Source organism: Vallitalea longa (genome assembly GCF_027923465.1).
Lineage (GTDB): Bacteria > Bacillota > Clostridia > Lachnospirales > Vallitaleaceae > Vallitalea > Vallitalea longa.
Genome location: NZ_BRLB01000001.1, coordinates 908,928 through 933,068, shown reverse-complemented (window position 1 = coordinate 933,068; position 24,141 = coordinate 908,928). Strand labels below are relative to the sequence as shown.

The 24,141-nt window shown below is 28.6% G+C and carries 26 protein-coding genes; 19 read left to right on the top strand and 7 right to left on the bottom strand.

The features are described 5' to 3' along the window. Positions 1-4 precede the first annotated feature (4 nt). The 7 genes from QMG30_RS03995 to QMG30_RS03965 all read left to right on the top strand — a co-directional run bounded on the left by QMG30_RS03995 (position 5) and on the right by QMG30_RS03965 (position 8,704). Positions 5-1,849 carry a hypothetical protein gene (locus QMG30_RS03995; RefSeq protein ID WP_281812451.1) on the top strand — a complete coding sequence of 615 codons (1,845 nt, stop codon included), beginning with the start codon at positions 5-7 and terminating at the stop codon, positions 1,847-1,849. A 66-nt stretch (positions 1,850-1,915) separates the two neighbouring features. Next, positions 1,916-2,629 carry a fructose-6-phosphate aldolase gene (locus tag QMG30_RS03990; protein WP_330680649.1) on the top strand — a complete coding sequence of 238 codons (714 nt, stop codon included), beginning with the start codon at positions 1,916-1,918 and terminating at the stop codon, positions 2,627-2,629. Positions 2,630-2,912: 283 nt separating this feature from the next. Then, a complete protein-coding gene (locus tag QMG30_RS03985) occupies positions 2,913-4,202 on the top strand; it encodes an ABC transporter substrate-binding protein (RefSeq protein WP_281812450.1) in 1,290 nt (429 codons plus the stop codon). Between the two features lie 69 nt (positions 4,203-4,271). Further along, positions 4,272-5,168: a carbohydrate ABC transporter permease gene (locus QMG30_RS03980; protein ID WP_281812449.1), complete on the top strand. Its 897-nt coding sequence runs from the start codon at positions 4,272-4,274 to the stop codon at positions 5,166-5,168. Positions 5,169-5,181: 13 nt separating this feature from the next. After that, complete coding sequence (locus QMG30_RS03975) at positions 5,182-6,003, top strand: carbohydrate ABC transporter permease (protein WP_281812448.1); 822 nt, start codon at positions 5,182-5,184, stop codon at positions 6,001-6,003. A 356-nt stretch (positions 6,004-6,359) separates the two neighbouring features. Further along, positions 6,360-7,694 carry an erythromycin esterase family protein gene (locus QMG30_RS03970; protein ID WP_281812447.1) on the top strand — a complete coding sequence of 445 codons (1,335 nt, stop codon included), beginning with the start codon at positions 6,360-6,362 and terminating at the stop codon, positions 7,692-7,694. Positions 7,695-7,915: 221 nt separating this feature from the next. Next, complete coding sequence (locus QMG30_RS03965; protein WP_281812446.1) at positions 7,916-8,704, top strand: hypothetical protein; 789 nt, start codon at positions 7,916-7,918, stop codon at positions 8,702-8,704. A gap of 329 nt (positions 8,705-9,033) precedes the next feature. Here the strand turns inward: QMG30_RS03965 and QMG30_RS03960 are convergent, their stop codons facing one another. Beyond that, positions 9,034-9,123 (bottom strand): putative holin-like toxin, encoded by a 90-nt coding sequence (locus QMG30_RS03960; protein ID WP_281812445.1) that lies wholly within the window; start codon positions 9,121-9,123, stop codon positions 9,034-9,036. Positions 9,124-9,252: 129 nt separating this feature from the next. Continuing rightward, positions 9,253-9,543: a hypothetical protein gene (locus QMG30_RS03955; RefSeq protein WP_281812444.1), complete on the bottom strand. Its 291-nt coding sequence runs from the start codon at positions 9,541-9,543 to the stop codon at positions 9,253-9,255. A gap of 131 nt (positions 9,544-9,674) precedes the next feature. Between QMG30_RS03955 and QMG30_RS03950 the strand changes: the two genes are divergently transcribed. Next, entirely contained in the window at positions 9,675-9,893 is a 219-nt protein-coding gene (locus QMG30_RS03950; protein WP_281812443.1) for a helix-turn-helix domain-containing protein, read from the top strand. Between the two features lie 189 nt (positions 9,894-10,082). Here QMG30_RS03950 and QMG30_RS03945 read toward each other — a convergent pair whose 3' ends face one another. Continuing rightward, a complete protein-coding gene (locus QMG30_RS03945) occupies positions 10,083-11,000 on the bottom strand; it encodes a Fic family protein (protein WP_281812442.1) in 918 nt (305 codons plus the stop codon). A 238-nt stretch (positions 11,001-11,238) separates the two neighbouring features. On the opposite strand from QMG30_RS03945, the gene QMG30_RS03940 reads away from it, so the two are divergent. The 7 genes from QMG30_RS03940 to QMG30_RS03910 all read left to right on the top strand — a co-directional run bounded on the left by QMG30_RS03940 (position 11,239) and on the right by QMG30_RS03910 (position 14,530). Next, positions 11,239-11,445: a hypothetical protein gene (locus QMG30_RS03940; protein WP_281812440.1), complete on the top strand. Its 207-nt coding sequence runs from the start codon at positions 11,239-11,241 to the stop codon at positions 11,443-11,445. Next, on the top strand, positions 11,408-11,701 hold the full coding sequence (locus QMG30_RS03935) for a GNAT family N-acetyltransferase (protein WP_281812438.1): 294 nt from the start codon (positions 11,408-11,410) through the stop codon (positions 11,699-11,701). Before QMG30_RS03940 ends, QMG30_RS03935 begins: the two co-directional genes overlap by 38 nt. Positions 11,702-11,817: 116 nt before the next feature. After that, positions 11,818-12,183 (top strand): helix-turn-helix domain-containing protein, encoded by a 366-nt coding sequence (locus tag QMG30_RS03930; protein ID WP_281812436.1) that lies wholly within the window; start codon positions 11,818-11,820, stop codon positions 12,181-12,183. Between the two features lie 20 nt (positions 12,184-12,203). Further along, a complete protein-coding gene (locus QMG30_RS03925; RefSeq protein ID WP_281812434.1) occupies positions 12,204-13,001 on the top strand; it encodes an ImmA/IrrE family metallo-endopeptidase in 798 nt (265 codons plus the stop codon). After that, on the top strand, positions 12,991-13,479 hold the full coding sequence (locus QMG30_RS03920) for a hypothetical protein (protein WP_281812433.1): 489 nt from the start codon (positions 12,991-12,993) through the stop codon (positions 13,477-13,479). Before QMG30_RS03925 ends, QMG30_RS03920 begins: the two co-directional genes overlap by 11 nt. Before the next feature lie 150 nt (positions 13,480-13,629). Beyond that, positions 13,630-13,860 carry a hypothetical protein gene (locus tag QMG30_RS03915; RefSeq protein ID WP_281812431.1) on the top strand — a complete coding sequence of 77 codons (231 nt, stop codon included), beginning with the start codon at positions 13,630-13,632 and terminating at the stop codon, positions 13,858-13,860. 232 nt (positions 13,861-14,092) lie between these two features. Next, positions 14,093-14,530 (top strand): GNAT family N-acetyltransferase, encoded by a 438-nt coding sequence (locus QMG30_RS03910; RefSeq protein ID WP_281812429.1) that lies wholly within the window; start codon positions 14,093-14,095, stop codon positions 14,528-14,530. Between the two features lie 127 nt (positions 14,531-14,657). On the opposite strand, the gene QMG30_RS03905 is transcribed toward QMG30_RS03910, so the two are convergent. From QMG30_RS03905 to QMG30_RS03890, 4 genes are all read right to left on the bottom strand, one after another. Then, the gene (locus tag QMG30_RS03905; RefSeq protein WP_281812427.1) at positions 14,658-16,631 is read right to left on the bottom strand and encodes an FtsX-like permease family protein; all 1,974 of its coding nucleotides are present in this window, start codon (positions 16,629-16,631) and stop codon (positions 14,658-14,660) included. Further along, a complete protein-coding gene (locus QMG30_RS03900) occupies positions 16,621-17,388 on the bottom strand; it encodes an ABC transporter ATP-binding protein (protein WP_281812425.1) in 768 nt (255 codons plus the stop codon). The genes QMG30_RS03905 and QMG30_RS03900 overlap by 11 nt, the downstream gene beginning before the upstream one ends. A gap of 209 nt (positions 17,389-17,597) precedes the next feature. Beyond that, on the bottom strand, positions 17,598-18,611 hold the full coding sequence (locus QMG30_RS03895) for a sensor histidine kinase (protein ID WP_281812423.1): 1,014 nt from the start codon (positions 18,609-18,611) through the stop codon (positions 17,598-17,600). Next, positions 18,608-19,273 (bottom strand): response regulator transcription factor, encoded by a 666-nt coding sequence (locus tag QMG30_RS03890; RefSeq protein ID WP_281812421.1) that lies wholly within the window; start codon positions 19,271-19,273, stop codon positions 18,608-18,610. The genes QMG30_RS03895 and QMG30_RS03890 overlap by 4 nt, the downstream gene beginning before the upstream one ends. 251 nt (positions 19,274-19,524) lie before the next feature. On the opposite strand from QMG30_RS03890, the gene QMG30_RS03885 reads away from it, so the two are divergent. From QMG30_RS03885 to QMG30_RS03870, 4 genes are all read left to right on the top strand, one after another. Further along, positions 19,525-20,010, top strand: a complete 486-nt coding sequence (locus QMG30_RS03885) for a GNAT family N-acetyltransferase (RefSeq protein WP_281812419.1) — start codon at positions 19,525-19,527, stop codon at positions 20,008-20,010. Positions 20,011-20,022: 12 nt separating this feature from the next. Continuing rightward, on the top strand, positions 20,023-20,508 hold the full coding sequence (locus QMG30_RS03880; protein ID WP_281812417.1) for a permease: 486 nt from the start codon (positions 20,023-20,025) through the stop codon (positions 20,506-20,508). Further along, a complete protein-coding gene (locus tag QMG30_RS03875) occupies positions 20,505-21,035 on the top strand; it encodes a permease (protein WP_281812415.1) in 531 nt (176 codons plus the stop codon). Before QMG30_RS03880 ends, QMG30_RS03875 begins: the two co-directional genes overlap by 4 nt. A 211-nt stretch (positions 21,036-21,246) precedes the next feature. Next, positions 21,247-24,090, top strand: a complete 2,844-nt coding sequence (locus QMG30_RS03870; protein WP_281812412.1) for a hypothetical protein — start codon at positions 21,247-21,249, stop codon at positions 24,088-24,090. The last annotated feature ends 51 nt before the right edge of the window (positions 24,091-24,141 follow it).

Here is a 24,141-nt window from a genome sequence, read left to right as displayed (position 1 = left end):
ATTTATGTTATTAGATAATTTTATTGAAAAAGCAAAAAAAGGTGAACCAGTATATATAACAGATGTTAGAAATGGTTTTCAAGAGTTAGACAAAAATAATAGACTTGAGTTTGTGTTATTGCTTAGACGTCTGGATAAAGATATTGACCAACAATTCAAGTTATATATTCCAAGCGATGAAGATATGAAAAAAGAAGATAAGAATTTTGTTAACTCGTATGTATATGCAGAAATCTACAATATTTTATCATCATTAGGCGGAAAATACATTAAAGTATATGTAGACAAGACTAATAAAAAACTTATGGATCTGGCTTCAAGTCTTAACGAAGTATTTCAGATTAATGAAACTAGAAAAGATAGAAAAGGTTATGGAAGATGTATTAATGTAATTGACAGAATGTTAGGGGCTTCCTTATATAAAGACGATTTCAGATTTATGGTTGAAGATATAAAAGACCTTCCAAAACAAGATGATAAAGAAGATAAACAAACTTTAAATGTTGATATCTTCAAAAAAGTAGAAGAAGACTTAGATGGTAAGATAATATGTGGTATGGATATTGGTGGTACTGATATAAAAGTTGCAATGGTATCAGATGGTGATATAACATGTTTCAAAGAATATGATTGGTTCCCTGCAAGTTTTATTGAGTCAAGCCAATTGATAGAACCTATTTGTTTATTAGTAAGATTAGTAAAAATCAAATCAGCTTTTGATATAGATACTTCTTTAGATTCTAATGTCAAAGAAGAGTTATCACAACTAATTGAAAAAGCAATGGAAAAAGATGCTTCATATGAATTCATGAAAGAAGTAGTTGAGAAAGTTGAAAAATCCGTAAACAAAGATTTAGTAGAACTAGATGCAATAGGAGTATGCTTTCCCGATGTAGTAGTAAAAGATAAGATTGTTGGTGGAGAAGTATACAAAACGAGAGGTATAAGAAATAATTCTAACATTAATTATGAAGAAGATTTCTTGAAACTTACTCATCTCAATAAGAGACTTGAAGAAATTTGTAAAGATGGCGGAGCAGTAAAAATTACAAATGATGGACCGATGGCTTCTTTCACAGCTGCGGTAGAAATGGTAGCAGGTGGAAAAGAGGATGTCGTTGAAAATGGTGTTTATGCCCATACGTTAGGAACAGAACTTGGAACAGGCTGGATAGATAGTGAAGGTAAAATTCCTGAAATTCCATTAGAAAATTACAATTTCATAATTGATTTGGGAAGTTATCATGAAAAAGAATTCGAGCCTGACGATCTAAGAAGTATAAATAACTTCAATACCGAACTTTCTGGTACGCTACAAAAATTTACAAGCCAAAGTGGTGTATTCAGACTTGCTATGAAATATTTCCCTGAAAAGAGACCTGATCTATACCAAGAAATGTTTGATAAAGGTTTTGTTGTTGAAAGGGAAGTAGATGGTGAAAAAGGATTTTATGTACCTACAGAACCAGTAGATATGAGAAAACCATTTTTAGAACACTTAATGTCCCTACCAGAAAGAGAAAACGATGAAACATGTAAAAGAATATTTAGAGAAATAGGAGAGTCTCTGGCAATAACATGGTTTGAAACTGAGAAAATCATGTTACCTAGAGCTAAATCAAGAATTTTATTTGGTAGATTAGTTAAAAATGACTATTGCTTCAGACTAATGTGTGAAGGTGCAAAACAAAGAAAAGAAGATATTGTATTTGAAGTAGCAGATGGAGGAATGGCATATACTAGATTGATGAAACAACTTGAAGATGATGCTCATTTCACAGTTGCACAATTTGCACAAGCTGTAGGAGCAATATATTATGGTAATTTAGGACTAATAGATAATAAATAAGTTATTTTTCCAAGGTAGATAAGACTAATATTCTATATTTACAATAGATGGTAGAATATACTTATTATGGATATAATAAAAAATATAAAAGAGAAAGGTGATAACATGATTTATATACTAGATACAGCAAATATCAATGATATTAAAAAAGCAATGGATATTTATCCATTGAGCGGTGTAACAACTAATCCATCAATCATTTCAAAAGAGAACAGAGATTTTCTTGATATCCTAAAAGATATCAAAGGAGTAATTGGTAAAGAAACAATGCTTCATGTTCAAACTCTTAGTACGACTTGTGAAGGAATAGTTGAGGAAGCTCACTATATAAGAGATAACGTTGAAGGTGAATTATATATCAAGGTTCCTGTTATCGCAGAGGGAATAAAAGCAATAAAACAATTGAAAAAAGAAGGATTCAAAATAACTGCAACTGCAGTAATAACAGCTAATCAAGCACTTATGGCAGCTGTAGCGGGAGCGGATTTCGTAGCGCCTTATGTTAATCGTATAGATAATATAAGTGGAAGTGGTGTTAATGTAGTTAATGATATATTGAATCAATTTGAATTATATAATTTAGATACAAAAGTTTTGGCAGCTTCTTTTAAAAATGTACAACAGATAGCTGATGTAAGCAATCTAGGTGTTGATTCAATAACTGTACCACTTGAATTATTAGATAAATCTATAGAACACCCATTAACAGATTGGAGTGTTCAACAGTTTACTAGTGATTGGAAGAAAACGTATAAAACCGATAAAATCATTATCAAATAGAGTTAAAATGTGTTGGGTAGGGGTTCGAAAAATTAGTATAACTATTGTTAATAAGAAAAATTAATGTTTAATAATCAATTATGTTCATATGTCCAGTGTCCACTAGAATAAATAGGTAGTAATAAAAATTACCTTCAAACTTATTATATTTATAAGCAAGATTTTGACTATTAGTCAAGGGTTTTACAAATAAGTAGGTAATTTTTTATAATAATATAATCTCATTAATCAATAAGATTTAGAAATACCTAGAAAGCATTATATATTAAAGGAGGAAGATTAAATGTTAAAAAAAATGGTTGTAATGTTATTAACTTTAGTTATGTTAGGCTCAGTTTTTACAGGCTGTGCAAAATCTGAAAAAGAAGATACAAATGATGGTTCTGGAACAAAGGGTGATGAGAAAGTAACTATTTCTTTCTTTCATTGGAGAAATGAAGACAAGACTTCTTATGAAAAAGTAATTGATATGTTTGAAGAGAAGAATCCGAATATTAATGTTGAAATGGAAATCATACCAACTAATGATTATTATACAACATTGACAATGCGTGTTTTCGGTGGAGAATCTGGAGATGTATTTGCAGTACATCCAGGTGGAGAACTTATAAACATCGCAAATGCAGGTGCATATATGGATCTATCTGATCAGTCAGATATATTATCACATTTTGATGATGACGGATTAGCAGCAGGACAAGTAGATGGAAAACAATATGCTCTAGTACAAACAACAAATCCAACAGCTATGTATTATAATAAGACAATGTTTGCAGAAAATAACCTAGAAGTGCCAACTACATGGGAAGATTTCCTTAATGTATGTGAAACTTTAAAGAATGCTGGTATTACTCCTATCAATTATTCAGTAGGGGAATTATGGGTGCCACAACTTTTCTTTATAAGTCTAATGGCAAATGTAGAAGAAGATCCATTCATTATGGAAAGTGTTGAAGCAGGAGATAAGAAAATATCTGACATACCAAGTATAAAAGCTACTTTAGAGATGTTAGTGAAATTAAGAGATTCTGGATATTTCCAAGATAATATAACTGGTACGAAATATGATGCAATGGTTGGTGCATTCGGACAAGAACAAGCTGCAATGATACCAACAGGTACATGGTCAATGAGTACGGTTAGAGATCTTAATCCGGATATAGACTTTGGTGTTTTCAATATTCCAGCACAAGGTGGAACAGCAGTCAGAGGTGTTAATGTTCCAGGATTATTACTAGGTGTGAATGCTGAAACTAAGCATAAAGAAGCAAGTTTGAAATTTGCTGAATACATGTGTTCTCCAGAAGCTATGAATATTATTAGTAATGAAACAGGTCAATTGACAGTTGTTAAAGATGTTAATTATGATAATGAAGATTTAAAAACTGCAGAAGAATTACTTAATGGTGATGATGGATACTATGCACTTATGTTCCATCAAGTTAGTAGCCAGAATCAAGATGTTATGTCAAATCTTATTGTTGAAGTATTAAGTAATCCAGGAGCTGATTTGGATCAACTTATGGAAAAATGGCAAAAGGAAATTGATAAAAATCTAGCTGCTAATAAATAAGATATTGTTTTTTGGGAGGTTGATTTATAGACCTCCCATATAAATGTCAAATAGGAGGTTGTTATTGTTGTGATTTCAAAAAAGAAAAAATATAAGCAAGAATGGTTCTATATACTGATTATAGTACCTTCATTATTAGTCTACTGTGTATTTTTCCTATTTCCGATAATAAGTTCTTCATTCTATAGTTTTTTCAAATTACCATATCCTGGTGCTCCAATGGATTTTGTTGGTTTTGCTAATTTCAAAGAATTATTTACGAACACACCAGTATTCTGGATAGCTCTGAAAAACAATGTAATCTATTCTTTCTTTGTATTGGTATTCCAGACATTGATTTCATTTACACTAGCTTATGTAATCAGCAAAAATATTAGAGGAAAAGGATTTTTCAAGACATACTTCTTTATGCCAGTAGTAATGTCTTCAGTAGCGATAAGTTTTACTTGGGATTTTATGTATGACCCTAATATAGGTATTTTAAATAAATTATTAGAGACTCTAGGATTAGGAGCTTTAGCACAGAACTGGTTAGGAAATGGTGATATAGCTCTATATTCAGTAGCTATTGTTCAGATATGGCAATGGGTAGGATTTGAGATGATTATATTCCTTGCAGCAATGAACAATATTCCAAAAGAGATGTTTGAAGTAAGTAAAATCGAAGGAGCTTCACGTTGGCAAGAGTTAAGACATGTTATTCTTCCGTCAATTGCCCCAGCTACTACTATAGCAGTTGTTTTGACTACTATCGGATGCTTTAAAGTATTTGACATGATATATATTATGACGGATGGTGGTCCATCTCAATCTACAGAAGTATTGGCTAAATTAACATATGATTATGCATTTAAGTATCAACGAATGGGTTTTGCATCAGCGATTTCTGTAATTCTATTAATTGTAATTGCTTTTATAGGATTTGGTCAGTTGATTTATTTGCGTAAAAAAGAAATGAACAACTAGGGGGTAATGACAATTGAAAACTAAAAAGAACATATCGCTTTATATAACTATAATCATTATTGCCATCATTTGGCTGATACCTTTGTATGTAATATTTTTGACACCTTTCAAAACATCAGGAGAATTGTTCAGTAATATATTAGGTTTACCCAAATCATTCTCTTTTGCAAATTTAACTAGGGTGTGGGAAGAAATCGATGTATTGCATTATATGAAAAACAGTGTAATTATAACTTTCGTATCAATTGTTATTACAGTACTATTAAGTTCTTTAGCTGCATTTGCAATTTCTAGATCCAAATGGAAAATCACAAAAGCAACTTACTTCCTATTTGTTCTAGGATTAATGATTCCGACTCAAGTTGGTATGGTACCATTATTTTTGACTGTAAAATCATTAAATCTATATAATAACTATTTTGGATTGATTTTAAGTTATATAGCAATGTCTACACCAATATCGATTTTCATTTTTGTCGGTTTCTTTAGTTCATTACCAAACTCAATACTTGAAGCTGCGTATATTGATGGATGTAAGGAAATGCAGATATACAGTAAGATCGTTATGCCTTTAAGCAAGGCAGCTGTAAGTACCACTGTCATTTATAATAGTGTACTTATCTGGAATGATTTCACTTATCCTTTATTATTTACTAGAGGTGATTCAATCAAGCCATTACCTTTAGCAATATATTCTATGAAGGGCGAGTATATGTCAGATTATCCAGCTGTTTTCGCAGGTATAGTAATTGCCACAATACCTATATTAGTGATATATATAATTTTACAAAAACAATTTATCCAAGGTATGACAGCGGGAGCTGTAAAAGGATAAAGATTGTAAGTTCGAAAATATTATGTTATATATTTTTTAATAAAGCTCATTAAATATAATTCATATAAACATAAGATTTAAGCATCGTCTATAGTAGTTACTATAAACGATGCTTAAATTGTTTTTTACCTCATAAGAAAGTCCTTTCTAAGCATATGAAATAGAAGCGTTTCATATGAGTTCTTCTTCAATACAATTAATAGCTTACAAAAATGTAAGATTAATACATTATATGTAAGTTATACCAATGGAACATGTAACTACACTTAGCTATAATATATTAAGAAATTTGATATATTTAATCTAAAACACAATATTTTATAGCTGTAGATGGATTTTATTAGGAGGAATAAGTTATGATTAAAAAAAATGTGTGTGTGTTGTTGATAATAATAATGGCTGCTAGTTCGGTAGCATGTAGTAAAGTTGATATTACCGAAAAATGGTATAAAGAGAACGTTAATGAAATCAAGTCTCTGGATTCTAAGGATTATAGTGACTTGGAATTCTTGAAAGACTTATTGAAGGATAAAAAGATCGTGTCTCTAGGAGAAAATTTCCATAGTGTAGGAGATTATAGAACAATAAAAACAAGATTAATCAAGTATCTACATGAGGAACTTGGATTTGATGCAGTTGGATTCGAATCAGGGTTAGGTGAGTCTGCAATGGTCATGAATAGCGAAGACCTATCATCAAAAGATATGATGAAATACAGTATCCTACCAGTTTGGCATTCTAAAGAAACCCTAGAATTGTTTGATTACATAAAAGAACAGAAAGATACTGACAATCCAATGGAACTTTTCGGTTTTGATATGCAGTTCACTAGTATGTATTTTATAGAATACATGGCTCAATGGTTGGAGAAAGTGGATGAAAAAGTTGGAGAAGATTATTATAATCTGGATATTGGATTCCTTCAGGATTATTACGCATTAGTCAATAAATATGCATTTGAAACTGGACATGCAGAAGAATATCAACAGCTTATTGATAATTATAAAAGTAAGTATGATGAAATGGTTAAATACATAAAAGATAATCGTAGTAAATTAGAAGCTGTATACCCTGACAATACTTCATTGGTAGATAGTGCACTCCGTACTATAGAAAATAGAATAAACATAGTGAAAATGATGATGGCAGATAATGTTGAAGGATATGCTTTTAGAGATGTCATCATGGCAGATAACGTGAAATGGTATATGACAGCCAACCCAGATAAGAAAATCATCATATGGGGTCATAACGATCATATAGCAAAGAATACATCACAGATGCTTGCGCTTGATAACGATGAATGGATTAATAGTTTTGAGAGTATGGGAGAACTATTGAATAAAGAGTATGGAAAAGATATGTATGTAATAGGTTTATACATGCAAGGGGGTAAGGCATCAGCAATTACAACACAACAGGTTTTTGATATACCAAATGTTCCAGATGGAAGTCTAGAAGAGATAATAGGTAGAAGCGGATATGAAACTTCTTTCGTTGACTTTTCTAGCCATGAGAAACAGGATGAGTCTAATGAATGGATGTTTACTGAGTTATATGCAAGTGAAGATGGTTTGACAGATGAAGTCGTTAGATCAAATGTACAGAAATTCGTTCCAAGAGATCAGTATGATGGAATAATCTTATTGGATAGGGTTTATCCACCAAGTACGTATAAAGTTTTTGAGTAATAAATTGTGGTAAATCTATTGTATCTTTATTATCAATGGATTGTCTGATTTATGCAAACACTTCTTTTATGGACATAGACTATAATATATCTTATGCTAAGTAGCAGAAATTATGTTAGGATTCCAATATCAGTACGGAGTTATTACTGTATCTGTCCTAAAGCATTGATTAGGTAATGGCTAAGATATATAATGAATAAAAAGTATAAGAGGTGTTTGATATGGGGAAAAAAAGGAAAAGGAAAGCAAATGACAATGGGTATAAATTGGAAGGAGAAAACCCTAGAAAAAAAGCTACTAAAGCTACTATAGAAAAAGGCATTTTGGGAGAAGCAAGAAGTCTCCAAAAGATACAAGGAACATGTATTAATGCAAATGAAATATTTAAGGTTACAACAACAAGTCGCAGAAGACAAAGAAAAATAGTTAAACCACCTGAAGAATTTGATAAAGCTATGGGTCAATTACAATTAAACTTTGAAGGTCTATACAATGGGTTAAGAATTTATCCTTATAACGCTGAAGGACAGCAAATTGCTAAGACAACAGTTGAAGTTGATGGAGTGAAAATGGGAGAATACTCAACAAAAGATCAAAAACACGCTGAAATGAGAGCTTTAGAAGATCTGCTTAAAAATGGTAAATTAGAGTTAAATACTGATGGGACACTAACAGCCAACTCTGAGATTAGTTTTGAGACAGATATACCTAATTGTGGCTTTTGTACAGCTATTCTAAATGTCCTAGGGGCAGGTGGATTGCTTACAGAGCCATCAAAAGGAAAATTTAACTTAGCATCAAATGGTTATTACCCATTACCAGGTGAGATTAAAACTAATAGACAGTTTTGGGAGAATTTAACGGGTATAGATACTGAAAAAATGTTAGACTATGTCTTTCAAAATGATTCGAGTGATTATGATAGCAAGTGGGATAATTTCATCAAGAGTCCTGACCACTTTAACAGTTTTACAGTTAATATTTTTAAAGAATTAGCAGAACAATTGTAGAGATGTAATGGTACCAGCTACTAGAGTTTATGAATTGGTAGAAGAATATTGACTCATTCGATTTATACTCATTAGGTTAAATAAATAATATTATTATACAAAAAATCATGAACGTAATTAAATAAGATAAAAATTCTCTTAGTCTTATCATTTTGTTTGTATATAAAAAGTTATGAAGGAAATAATAAATAATGAATTACTGAAGTGTTGACAGGACATTTACAATGAGTATTATAAAACTATAAAAAGTAAGTAATTAGCCGAGCAATTGGCGATCATTTTTAAACTAATAAAAAATAATCACAATCCTACTTTGCGGGCAGGGGTGATTATTTTTTTGTCGTTTTAGTCGTATCTAAAATTGCAATGACAAGCATTGCAAATAATATCATTAGAGATAAACACTCATAAATTGACATGGGCGCCACCCCCTTATCTTCAATAATAAATATGTTTATTAATTATGAATAGAGATACAACTTAGCATAGTAAAAGTGCTAAATTGTATCTCTATTTATGTGTAAGAAAGGGGTTATCATAGTTAGCGATTATAATACTTTTAACTCCTTTAACAGTTTAATGCAATCATAAAAACCATATCTATACATATCACAGAAGATGATGCTGTTGATAGCATTATTCATGCACAGATAATCGTCTATAGCTTTCTTATCTTTTTCCTCTAATCTTTCAAAAACTGTTCTGAAATCTTCTTCAAAATTAGGTTGAAAGGACTTTTCTTTTTGTATGTCAATATTATTGGTTAGTGAATTCTTTAATCTATCGTCTACTATTTCTTGAATTAGAACGTTAAATAGTGAAGAGTAAGTTTCTATCATATTTATTCCTCCATACATAATAAATTTTATAGATGTGTATGCTATATATAAATATTTTAAGCCAATTTGTCTTAAAAGTCAATAAGCCAATATGTATTAGTATAAAATGGTTTCATGAGGTGATTAATAAAATGTATGATAGAATAAAAAGTTTAAGAGAGGATAATGATTTTACTCAAAAGGAAATTGCAAAAATATTAAATTGTAGCCAAACAGGATATGGAAAATACGAGCTAGGGCAAAGAGATATACCTACTCATATATTAATTAAACTTGCTCTACATTATAAAACTAGTATAGACTATATTTTAGGGTTAACGGATGTTAAGAAACCGTATTCACGTTCTTGAAATGATGGGATTAAACTCTATTAATAGTAAATTTTATGATCAATTTAGTCTTTTTATGTAATAAAAGAGTGCTATACTCTTTGGGGGAGTTACCTAGGTAACCCATCCCAAAGGATGCACTCATCTTATTATTATTATTCGACTAGGTATGAATAATAATTATTAATATATATTAACTCTAGTTACTAATCATAAAATATTAAGATATTCATTTAACCGTTCTTCCAGATATTCAGATATAAGGTTAATCATAACACTTGCGTCTTCATCACGATAAAAACTATCAAAAGCTTCGTAATATCTTTTTCTATCTGAAAATTTAATATTGATTGGTGGAAATCCGTTCTGTATCAAATCCAAATTAAGAATCAATCTACCAGTTCTTCCATTGCCGTCAATAAAAGGATGAATACCCTCAAATTCCAAGTGAAATCTTGCAATACGTTCAACTATATACATAGATTTTATTCGTTGTTCATTATTTAATATAAGCTCAGTTATCTTAGGTTCAATCATGTATGGTTGGACAGGATTAGTATATGCTCCCATGATTGTAACAGGTATTCGTCTAAAAACTCCTTTATCTTCGGGTTTATTCATTAAAACTAATGAATGTATATCTTTAATAGTTTTTTCGTTAATAGGAACACCTTTCTTAGCCAAGTCTTCAATAAATAAGAAAGCATCACGGTGACCCACAGCTTCCAAGTGATCTTTTAATGGTTTCTTGTCAATAGTTAATCCTTCTAGTACCATAGCGGTTTCTTTTATTGTTAATGTGTTTCCTTCAATGGCATTAGAATTGTATGTGAAATTTATTAGGAAATCATTCCTAAGTCTCTCAATTTCTCCAGCTGTCAAAGGTCTCTTGCTGTCTAATTCTTTTTTTAATGATTCTAAATGGTGGAATTCCGGAACAAAAGCACTGTCAATAATTTTACATCTAAGAATTCTTCCATCTACAGGTCTTGGAGAGTTTTCAGGAATTAGATATATGTTCCCATCTTTCTTTACTCCTTTTATCTTGTTTTCTGAGCACAAAACTCTTACTCTACGAGGTGTAAGTCCCCATTTTTTAGCAGCTTGTACAACTTTTATATAATTCATTATACATCACCCTATATATATTTTATAAATATATTATATTTTATAGTAGGAATAATATCAATATAATTTTGATAAACTTTGATTTTATTATTCCTTTTTATTTTACTCTATATGACATAATACAATATAAAATAGAAATATCTAGTAAAACATAACAGTTTATGTGTATAATATAAACACTTATGTGAAATAGATTACTAAATAAAAATATATATTTTATTTAAAGAGGTGAGATTACATGAAGACTAATTACCAATACAAGATTTCTTACGCCGAATATAATGATTTAGACGAATGGATGGACTTGGTGGAACTGGTCAAAGATGATTTTCCAGGATTAGATATAGATGATTATAGAGAAGGGATGAAGAAAACCATCAAACGAAAAACAGGAATATTAGCTAGATATGATGATAAGGATAGTAGGACTGCTTATTATCAGTAAGAAGAAATCTGAAATATGTTTCTTGGCTGTACACCCAAACTATAGGAAAAAAGGTATAGCTTCAGAATTATTAAAATTCTCTTTCCAACTATTTAATCCACAATCTACCATTACAGTAACCACATACAGAGAAGATGACTCCAAAGGTATAGCTCCTCGCAGATTATATAAAAGTCTAGGATTCATAGAAGATGAATTAACAATGGAATATGGATATCCTACACAGAGATTTATAAAGCATTTAATGAAACAATAAATAAGTATCTATATAAAATTGTAAAAATATTTTTTACAATTATGTGCATTTTAATAACTAATATGATATAATATTATTATATAAGGGTATAATAATATAAAATAGGAGGTGGTATTATGGATATTAACACATTATTTATTGAAAGAAAGCAAATGGGAAAAAATATTTTACAGTATATCAAGAAGAAAGGTTTTACTAAATCAACTTTTTCAACATTAGTTGACATATCACGACCTACACTAAATAGGCTGATAAATGGTGAAATTAATAGTATTACAACTTTTGAGACACACATAAGAAAAATTATTGCAAACCAAAAAATCACAATAGATGATTTAATAGAAAGTGAATATACTAAAACAAATAATCTACAATATTCATTTTCTAACCATGCACCAGAAGATTATGAGATGAACAATAATTCAAAAGAAATGGTAGGAATAATTGAAGATATTATTAGTTTGTATGAAATATATTCTTAGATAAAAGGATTGGTGAGTGAATGTTTAAGAAAATAGGTTCTAATAATCTAGATGAAGTAATTAATATGAATATAATTATTTCTAATGAAATAGATATCTTTGCTTTAGATATTACTAGAAGACATAATAAATCGGGATTATCAAGTCATGAAAAGTTATCCTTTGATATATTAAATAGGAATAATTTAATACAGACAGTTTTTGATGATAAACATTTTGGTGGAGTAATAATTACAAAAGATAAGTTGAAAATCCCAATTATTAATACTGCTCAACCTAGAGTATATCAATATTTTGTAGCGTGGCATGAAATATATCACTTATTCTACGATGAAGAACAAATGGATTATAATCACAATATAAATATTGATCTGAACTATAACGAAAGAAAAGCAGATTATTTTGCTGCTTGTATGATGTTAGGTAATATTTATGAATATTTTTTTTCAATAGAGGATGAAAATTTTATAGATAAGATAATTAAATGTATGAATGCATATAAAGCACCTTATAAAGCAGTTCTGATACAACTGTATCAAGATAGTAAAATAAAATATAATAATATTAAATTGCAAAAAAGTATTTTAGAACATTTCGATTTGGATTTAAATTTAATTGAAGAGTTTGAAAGACTTGAATTAGATGTTGAATTAGTTAAACCATCATATGTTATTAATTTCGGAGGATTAGATAAAATAATAGAAAGACAAATAGAAGAAAATCCAGATGAAACATACCATAAAGATAATTTAGTATTCCTAAAAAAATTAAGAGAAAAAGCACAAAAGATTAAAGAGGAAATTACAAATGATAACTGATATATTATCTTTGAAAAAATACTTGGGTTCTAATAGTTCTCTTAATATAGGTATACTGGATAATAAGATGGTGGAGTTTTTAACATATTTAAATGACGAACAATTACTGGTAATTTTTAAAAATTATCATATTATATTTATACCTGAATGGGTTAGACTTGAAATTAACGATAGTGATAAAAGGCAAAAGTTCATAGATTCTATAAATGAATTATTAGATATAGATATCTATTATATAGATGAGAATGATTATCTAGAATTAGTTGATTCAAGAGATTTATTATTGATGAAGATATTTTTTTCTTGTTGTTTTCCTATAGCTGAGGTTAATAGTTTTATACAGAAGAATATAATTAAAGGGAAAGAGCTAGAAGATATAGAAATAGAATATAATGTATGGTTGAAAAACATTTATGAAAATGGGTTTAAAGGAGATTATTTAGCAAATGGAAGAATTAAAAGAAAAAATGCTGGATAGATTTCAATTCTAGTATTATCATATCTTCTAGCGTATCATTATAATGGTTGTGTCTCTAATATTACAATTCTAACTTATGATAAAGACGTATATGCTATTAAAAGTAAAGCAGAGTGCAAGAAATTATATAAAGATGAAATATTATCTCAAATGAAGCAAGGTACAATAACATTTAAAACTAACAATTTGGTTCTATGGGAACTTATAAATAATGATAAAATGGACAATAACATAGATAATATTAATAAATACAGAAAACAAAAAAGAATTAAATTAACAATTTCTAAAGATGATAATTCCATAGAAGAAATTGATAAAAACATTACTAATGAAGAGTTTATGGGACTTGCATATGATGATAATGTACATATTATATTTTAGTATATTTGGTTTATTAATGAAGGTATATGTAAGAGAATAATATAGAGACTACTTCTTATATCATATATAAAAATGAACTAAATTAATTTTGACAAAGAAAATGTAATAATATAATATTATATTTAACTAGTTATTTCTAAAAATATGACTAGAAATTAGCCAGGATTATAATAAGATAGCTATTTCAAGTAAATTAAGGTATTTATAAGAATAAGAGAATCGGGAGGGTATTATGAATCTAATATTTAAAGAGATCAATGGTGATAATTGGGAAGAATGTATTAAATTAAAGGTTTTCAAGGATCAAGAAGAATTTGTAGCAGATAATTCATATTCTATATTGCAGTCTATATATGAAAAGAATCTATTTCCTCTAGCTGTATACGATGGTGATACAATGGTTGGATTTACTATGTATGAAATAGATGAAGAAGACAATAGTATGGGAATGTGTAGATTAATGGTTGACAGGAAATATCAGAAAAAAGGATATGGAAGAGCCACAGTGTTAAAACTACTGGATTTTGTAAAAGAGAAATATGGAAAAACACCTTTTTACACTAGTTTTGAACCAGAAAATATAATAGCAGATAAACTATATGAAAGTGTAGGATTCGTAAAGACTGGTGAAGTCTTTGAAGGGGAGCTTGCTGCAAAGATTGATTTATAGTTGAAACATACCCACTGTATATAGCAAATGTAATATTTACTATACATAGAGGAGTTTTCTTTTAATTGGTGTGTTGTTTATATATTAATAATTAATGATATTAGTAAAGACAATTATAAATTATTTCTCATATCATTTTCTTGCTTCTTATAACATTTTTACTTCCTATATATGTTGCTACAAAATAAGATCCGTATATTATTATAAGGAATAATGCTGAGATTACGATATTTCTAATAATATTTACATTGCTGAATTCAATAATAAATGCATTGACTGCTGTAAGTCCAACAATGGAATGAACGATAGCTAATGATAGAGGCATTAAGAAATATATTAATATCTGATAGAACAATGTTCTATTAAGCATGTTTTCATCTGTACCTAAGTTCTTTAACAACTCATATCTATATTTATTATCGCTTGATTGTGATAATTGCTGTATAGATAATATGGCTGCACAAGTTATTAGAAATACAAATCCCAGATAAATTGCAAGAAATGCAGAAATTGTTTTACCTTCTACAGCTTGTGTATATATATTATCCTTAGAAAAATAAGGATATCTGTGAGGTGAATTTCTGTATTGTGACAAAAAGTTGTTTTCATCCTCTTTATTATTAAAATTAGCATTAAGTGTTATTTGGGTTTTTATCATATTTTTTACTAAACTATCATTAACAATTAAAGTGGGTGATAGTACAACTCTATCATTGCTGTACATTTGAGTTTTAATAATCTTGCTTAAGTATAAATCTTTTTTATTTATATCTATAGTGATATTGTTATTTTCGATCAATTTAAAATTGTTATCTAATTTATCCCATGTATTAATAACTGCAAATTCATCATTTGATAAACTTAATGTTTTATGACCTTGTGATTCAGCGTTTTTATTATAATCGCTTAATGAAATTATATCTACAGGGTATCTATAGAAATATCCTGTTAACTGAATGGTTTTATCTATTATTATATCTTCGTATGATAGATTCTTATCACTGTAAGTAGAAAAAATATTAATTGATGAAGTATATTTGCTTATATCAGTATACTGTTCTAGATCGTGACTTAATTTATCTTCTTTAATGTCAAAATCATCATGATAGAAAAATGATATATCAAAAGGAGTTTTACTTGTAAGGTCTGATGAAAAAAAATTAGCCATACTAACTCCTGATGAAAGAGTACCGATTGCTAGCAATAAAGTGATACAAACGATTGTCATTGAAATTACGTTAGTGTTTACCATACTGCTTATCTGACGGACAACAAACATATTAAGGTTTTTGAGATACAGTTTTTTAGTTCTCATCATTGTTTTAGTTAATATAGATGCTATTGATAAGAAAAACAAATATGTTCCGAGTATACCTAATAGTAATGTTAAAAAGAATCCAGTTGATATATTGATAATACCGTTTGTAAGAATTAAGTAGTAAGCAGATGCAAGACATATGAGTGATATGATAAATAAAAATATTGATTTTGAAGTATTCCTCAATCTTAATTCTTGATTCTTTTTATTGGCATATAATAAATCAATTAATCTACATTTGGATACGGTAATAGTATTAAACAATGTTACTACAACAAATATTACAGAAAAATAGATAACACTCTTAAGAGCAGCATTAGGTGAAAATATGAACTTGAAAGAAGCCATATTGACTTCAAACATTTTTGCTGTAAATATTGACATTATATGAGAGCCTAATATTCCAATAGTCAGACCTACCAATAATGCAACTATTGCCAGTACAATAGTTTCAAATACAAGTATCATTGATATTTGACGTTTCTCCATTCCGAGAGTCAGGTAGATTCCTAATTCTTTTTTACGCCTTTTTATAAGATATCCATTAGCATAAACAATCAGAAAACCTAATACTATAGAAATAAAAAAAGATATGATATCTAATATTGATGTCAAGGATTTTATTGCTTGATTCTCAGTTTGAGTAAGAGCCATTATTCCTTTTTGGGCATCTATAGAATTAAACATATAGAATATACATACCCCGAATACTAGAGTCAGGAAATAGATACCATAATCTTTTATACTCCGGGATGCATTTTTATATGAGAGCTTAATAAACATTGTCAGTATCGCCTCCAAGTAAGGATATGATCTCGATAATCCTATCAAAAAAGTCTTTTCTGGAATCATCACCTTTAATTATTTCATTGAATATCTTACCATCTTTTATAAATAGAATTCTATTACAATAACTGGCAGTAAAGACATCATGTGTCACCATAAGGATAGTAGTATTTAACTCATTATTCAACTTATCAAGACTGTCTAGCAACATTTTTGAAGATTTACTGTCAAGTGAACCTGTAGGTTCATCAGCTAGAACTAAGGAAGGGTTGGTAACTATAGCTCTTGCACTAGCTACTCGTTGTTTCTGTCCTCCTGACATCTGATAAGGATATTTATTAAGTATTTCTGTAATACTTAATTTGTTGGAAATATCTTTAATCATGCCATTAATCTTTTTAGGATTTTCTTTCATTATTGTTAAAGCTATTGCAATATTTTCATATCCAGTAAGTGTATCAAGAAGGTTGAAATCCTGAAATATGAATCCTAGATTCTTACGTCTGAACGTAGATACTTGTTTTGAATTGAGTGTTGTGATATCTTTATCCTCTATAAATATTTTACCGGAAGTGACAGTATCTATTGTTGATATACAATTAAGAAGAGTAGTTTTACCACTTCCTGATGCTCCCATTATACCGATGTATTCTCCTTCTTGTACTTCAAAACTTATATTGTTGATAGCATGAGTCACATTACCTTTATTTCCGTAGTATTTTTCTATATTTTCAACTCTTAGGATTGTTCTCACAGTATTCTCCTTTTTATGATGTATCATTATCATGGATTCAGCATTACATTATAAATGTAGTATGGCATGTAATATATTGATTCTATTTTCTGCATTATTAATATTATATAAAGATATATAGTTACTATATAGAATATATCACTTATCTACCTTAGAATAGGCTTACATATAGCTTACAATTATGTAACAAACAAAAATGAGTAATTATATTATGACTCAAATAGAATTGTCTTATCCTTTGGGAATATTATTCTCACTATAGTGCCTTTATCTACTTGAGATTCTATTTCTAATGAAAGTCCCATTTTATTGCAAAGATTTTTACATAGATACAATCCTATACCAGTTGATTTAGCATATATTCTTCCATTTTCACCAGTAAATCCTTTATTAAAAACTCTTCCAATATCTTTCTTAGGAATCCCTATGCCATTATCACGAATGATAAGTATAATGTTATTAGGGTTTTCGATTGATGAAAAAGTTATTGTTAGTGTTTCTTTCCTATATTTTATACTATTGGTTATTATCTGTCCTAAGATAAAAGAGGTCCATTTAGAATCACAGTAAACATTTTTATCTAAATTGTCAAATTTAATTTCTGCTTTATATTTTATAAGTTCTTTAGCGTGAGCTTTTACTAATTTTTTAATAGTTTCTTTTAGGTTGGTATTAGAGATGACGTAATCTTTTTCTAGTGTCGTACTTCTAGCATAGTATAGAGCCTGTTCAACGAAATAGTTTATTTTATTGATTTCCTCTGATATACTTTCAGTCATTTTATTCTTGTTATTTTCACATATAAGATCAATACAGAAGATAGGAGTCTTTATTTCATGTATCCAAGTTTCGATATATTCTTTATACTCATTTTGTGATATCTTATATTTAGCTATTTCATCATTCATAGATTTAGCAGCTTGATAGATGACGTCATGTAATATGATACCCTCTTGGAAAGAGGGTTCATCTATTAATTCGTGAATGAAAAATTTTTTATCTAGATTATTTAGAATTTTATTAAGTTTATTATAATAAATACGTTTGGGTATATATTCTATTAAGAGAATTACTATCTCTGTAATAATTATTAGTATGCATATGAAAATAATTATTGATTTATTGACATCAAATATGGAAAGCATAACACTTATGAATGTTATCAAAAAAAGATGTGTGATTATAGACCATATTTTATTTTTGATGAATGTAGGTATTTTCATATTATATAACCTTGACCTCTCTTGGTTTCAATGAAATTTGTTAATCCTATGATTTCGAGCTTTTTCCTTAATCTATTAACATTGACAGTTAAAGTGTTATCATCTATAAATTCATCTGATTGCCATAATTCATTTATTATTTCATCTCTGCTTACTATGGTTTCTTTATTTCTAATTAATAAGGATAATATATTTAATTCATTTTTGGTTAATTCTGTTTTGCTATTCTTATAGATAGCAGTACTATTAGAAATATTAAGTATCAAATCCTTGTGATGTAGGGTTTGAGTATTATTCTTTACAGTTGTCCTTTTAAGAATAGCAGTTATATGAGCTATAAGTATATTTGAATTATATGGTTTATTGATAAAATCATCTGCGCCTAGATTAAGTGACATAAGCTCATCCATATCTGTATTTCGACTGGTGACAACTATAATTGGTACATCAGATTGTTTCCTTATTTCTCTACAAATGTAAAATCCGTCATAATAAGGGAGATTGATATCAAGAAGGATCAAGTCAGCTTTTAAGTCAAGACATTCTTCAAGTATATTTCTAAAATCTTTAATGTACTTAGGTTCATAACCATAATTTCCTAATAACTTGCACAGTTCCTGTCTAATTTTAATATCGTCTTCAATTATTAATATTCTATACATTTAATTTACCCCTTATATGGATGTTTAATTTACTTAAAATAGTATTTTGCGTTTTATAGTCAACTATTATTAGAAAATATTTATTCTTACACTATCAATATAATAATAATTGATTTTCATGTCAAGTAGGTAGATATGAATAGATAGAATAGGTATATGAAAAATTGTTGATTTTTAGTATAATGAAAGAAAACAATAAGAGATATGTATTAACCAATATTGATTCATAATAAGTAGAGGAGATATAAACTATGGCATTAGATATTTCATTAATTAAGTATAGAGTGGCAGTTACTACAGATTTACAAGAGATAAAAAAACTTGCAGGGGAAGTAGTTATCAACAATTATACTCGTTTCATGGGGATAGATATCACTAAAAACTATGTTGACAGTGGACAATCTGACAAAGAAATAGAAGATGATATTGATAATATGGTAGTTGCTGAACATGATGGAAATATATTAGGAATAGTGGTTGTGATTGATGATTTATTACATCTTCTCATGGTAAAACATAGTCATCAAGGGCTTGGAATAGGGAGTTCATTACTTGAACTTGCGGAGAAAAGGATGTTTACAAAATATGATACTATAACACTCCAGACATTTGAAGGTAATATACCTACTGTAGAATTTTATGAAAAGCATGGATGGATTATAGTAAGAAAAGATTATATGGATATGATAGATGGAAATATGCTTAAGTTTGAAAAATATAAGAAGAATGATAGGTAGGGGGATTAAGGTATGTCCAGTTATATAATGTATATTGTAACTATTGTCTTGTTGATTATATCTTATAGAAATGACAAAAAGAAAACTAAAAAAGCACTGAAAAAAGCATGGAAGTCGTTCAATAATATATTGCCTGAGTTTCTAGGGATAATATTATTTGTTGGGATACTGTTGGCGGTTTTTGACGCTGATTTCATATCTAAGATAATAGGTTCTAGTTCTGGATGGCTGGGAGTAGTTGTATCAGCTGTTATAGGAGCTGTCACCTTAATTCCTGGATTCGTAGCTTTCCCTACTGCTGCTATGTTATTGGATAGTGGAGCAGGATATATGCAAATAGGAGCTTTTATATCTGCTCTTATGATGGTTGGAGTAATTACTGCGCCTGTTGAAATGAAATATTTTGGTAAGAGACTTACTATAATAAGAAATATATTATCATTTTTATTCTGTTTCGTAGTCGCATATATAATAGGAAAGGTGGTTATTTCCCTATGAAGAATTTAAAGAGATATGCTTTTGCATTCATTGTTGTTGTTATAATCATATTATTATTAATATTTTCCAGAGAAATAGGACTTAAGGCTGTTAATATTACTGGTAGTAATCTAAAAGAAATGCTACTTGTCATACCTCCTGTATTTGTTCTATTGGGATTACTTGATGTATGGGTTCCAAAAGAAACTATGATGAAATATATGGGAGATAAATCAGGCATAAAAGGGATAGTTCTAGCTATTATACTTGGTTCGGCAGCAGCAGGACCTCTATATGGTGCATTTCCTGTTGCAGCTGTATTCATGAAAAAAGGTGTTAAGTTTAGCAATATACTTATATTCATAGGGGCATGGTCTACCACTAAGATACCTATGTTTTTATTTGAACTATCAGCACTTGGTGCTAAATTTGCTGTTACAAGATTACTTATTGATATACCTGGAATAATAATTATTGCATATATACTTAACTTGGTAATCAATAAAGATGAGATTAAAAAAATATATGATAGAGCTGAATCAATGTGAATAATTAGTTGATATAATTTTAATATGGAACTTTATAGACCAGATATGTTATTTTAGTATAATTAGAATAAATATGTAATAAATAATATAAAACTTAATAATTAAATAATAGAAATTTAAAATATATGATTACAAAATTAAATAATTATATGTTAACATTGTTATGGATTTTTATAATGGGGAGTTCAATAAAAACTAAGGAGAGAGTATTGTGGTTGAAACATATTCAAATGTAATTACTACTAAGAAAAGGTATATGAAGTTAATTATTATTATGATAATAACTGTTAGTTTGACTTTAATAAGTTGTAATAGCAAGACTAATACAACACAGGTAGAAGTGAATAAAAAACCATCAGATTTAGGAACTGATGTAACAACAGAAGTTGTAACAGATAATCGGGAAAGTGAGTATGATGACTTTTTGTTATTCATTAACAATAAAGATAATCGTAGTCTATACTTACTGAACAAGAAAAGCAAAGAGTGCAGTAAGATATATGATAATGTAGTAAGTATTATGGGAAGTGTTAGTTATACCTTAAAAAAATTAGAAAAAACCAATTATTTCTTGGCAAATGGTAATCTATTAGCTTTGGATGGAGATACATTCAAAATCACCAATGTAATGGAATATGAACATGGAGAATATGCAACCAATAATATTTTTATTAATGTTGAAGGTAATATCTATCTTAAAAACATTGAAAATCATAAGCAGAAAATGTTGTTAAGCAATATGGAATTCGTAGATATAGTGTATAAAGATGGATTAGTGTACATGAAAATTAGAGATGTGAACAGCTATTATATCTATAAATACGATATGGAAGCTGAAAAGATGGATAAAATATATGACTTGAAAGATTCTTATTGTAAAATGGCGATAGATGATAATAGAAACATATATGTTATGGAACTTCAAGTAGATGAAAAAGATTCAATAATAACAAAATATGATATATCAAGTAATAGAATATTACAATTGAAGGAAGATAAAAATGATACTTCGGATGATTGTGATGGTACTATCATTTACCTTGATAATTCATTATATGTTACTTATGAAGATAGTTTCAGAAAGATAGTAGATAGAGAATTAATATCTGCTGCATCAATTGATAATGGTATATATTTAATGACTAACGATACGGATATCGTTGAGTTGGATACCAATACATTAGAACTTACAGATGTTCTATATCTGAACCATATAACAAGCAATAATTATAATAATCAGAATGAATTGATTAAAATAGAAGATGACAATGTATATTTCAATGACCAGTTTTTGACTGATAGTATGGCTGAAGACCAAGAAGAACAAAATGGATCAACTCATTACTATTATATTGAAAATGGGGAACATGAGACCAATATAGGTAATCCATACGTTGTTAAAGATAAAAAGACTTACTTACAATCAGATATTAATGAGATAGAAGAGAGTATAAAAGAAGAATTTAATGAATATTCTTTTTCTGATGAACTGATAGCATATACAACAAAGAATGATAAGCATTTGGTTATACTTGATAGGAAGACTAATGAAAAAATATATACTAGTGATTACCCAGTTTCTAACATACAGGTATTTGATAATGAGGTTTATTATATAAGGTATATCAATGAATCTGGTTTTTACTACTATTATGATGGGGAAAACACATTGATTGATAAAACTATCGTCTCAGATTATGTAATTACCAATGAAAATATATATTATAATACCATATACAATAATGAATTAAGATGTAAGAACAAACAAACTGAGATGAATGAGGATATAAAGTTCCTTACAACATACAGAAGTAATGATGAAGGTTTGAAAGATATTAACGAAAAAATATCATATATGGTCAGTAATTCTGATACGTTTTATTTTGTAATAGATGATATGCTCTATAAAAGAAAGGACCATGAAGATAATAAGGAATTAATCAATATTTTACCATCTGATTTTATATCATATCTATTTCTGCATGAGAATAATATATTTACTGGGTATTTTGGTATTACAATAGATGATATCAATATCAATTCATATGATATTGATTATAAAAAACCATACTGCACTATATATGAAGATGATAGAACCATAATCTATCCTGTTCCTGTATATTATAGAGAAGCTTCTTATGGGGTATATGTATATGATAAAGAAGATAAACAGATTAAAGATATAATATATTCCTATGATAAGACTAATACATCAATCATTAAGGATGCAGTTTTTATCAGTGGTAGTGATAAAACTATATATAAAATAGACTTAGAAACTTTGGATTTGCAAGAAATCTATAGAACCGATAATTACTACGATTATGGTGAATCAATAAAATTTTTCATTATAAATGAAAGATATTGTGTAATAGGGGATTGCAATAACGCAGGTATAGATGAATTAAAAGGTATAACAATCCTTGACTTACAAGATACTGTAAACGTAAAGTGCATGGAAGATGTAGAGTTATTATATGCACAAGGGGATTATGCTTATTACAGAGATGAAGAAGATACGTTGATGACTCTTGATTTGAGTAATGGAATCAATACAAAAGGGAATGTAGTATGCAATCATATCACAGATTACAGAGCAACTTATAATCAGTATATTTTCTTTCAAGGATATAATGATTTAATTATGGTAGATAACACAAACAACATATCAGAAGTTGTTTGTGATGGTAACTATCATGATATAGTAAGCGTATCATCAAGAGACAATACTGATTTGGTTTTGATATATCTAGATTACAACCACAATTTAATTAAATTTGATAAAGGCAAATCTATACTAGGTGAGAACATACATAATTATAGATTGAAAAATGATATATTGATATTCCACAAGAAAAATGAAGATGGGAAAAATGAGATATATACTTATGATATAAATAAGGAGACGTTATCAATCATAGATGTAGATATACCTGATGACTATAATTTTGATTATTATATATTGGATAATAAAGTAGTTGTAAAATTATCCAATCCTAATAGAGAAAAAGTAAAATATTATTTTTCGCCTGAGGGGAAATTAATACAAGATTAGCTATTTACCAGCAATAGATTAAATGTGAAAAAGAAGTGCTACAATAAATAT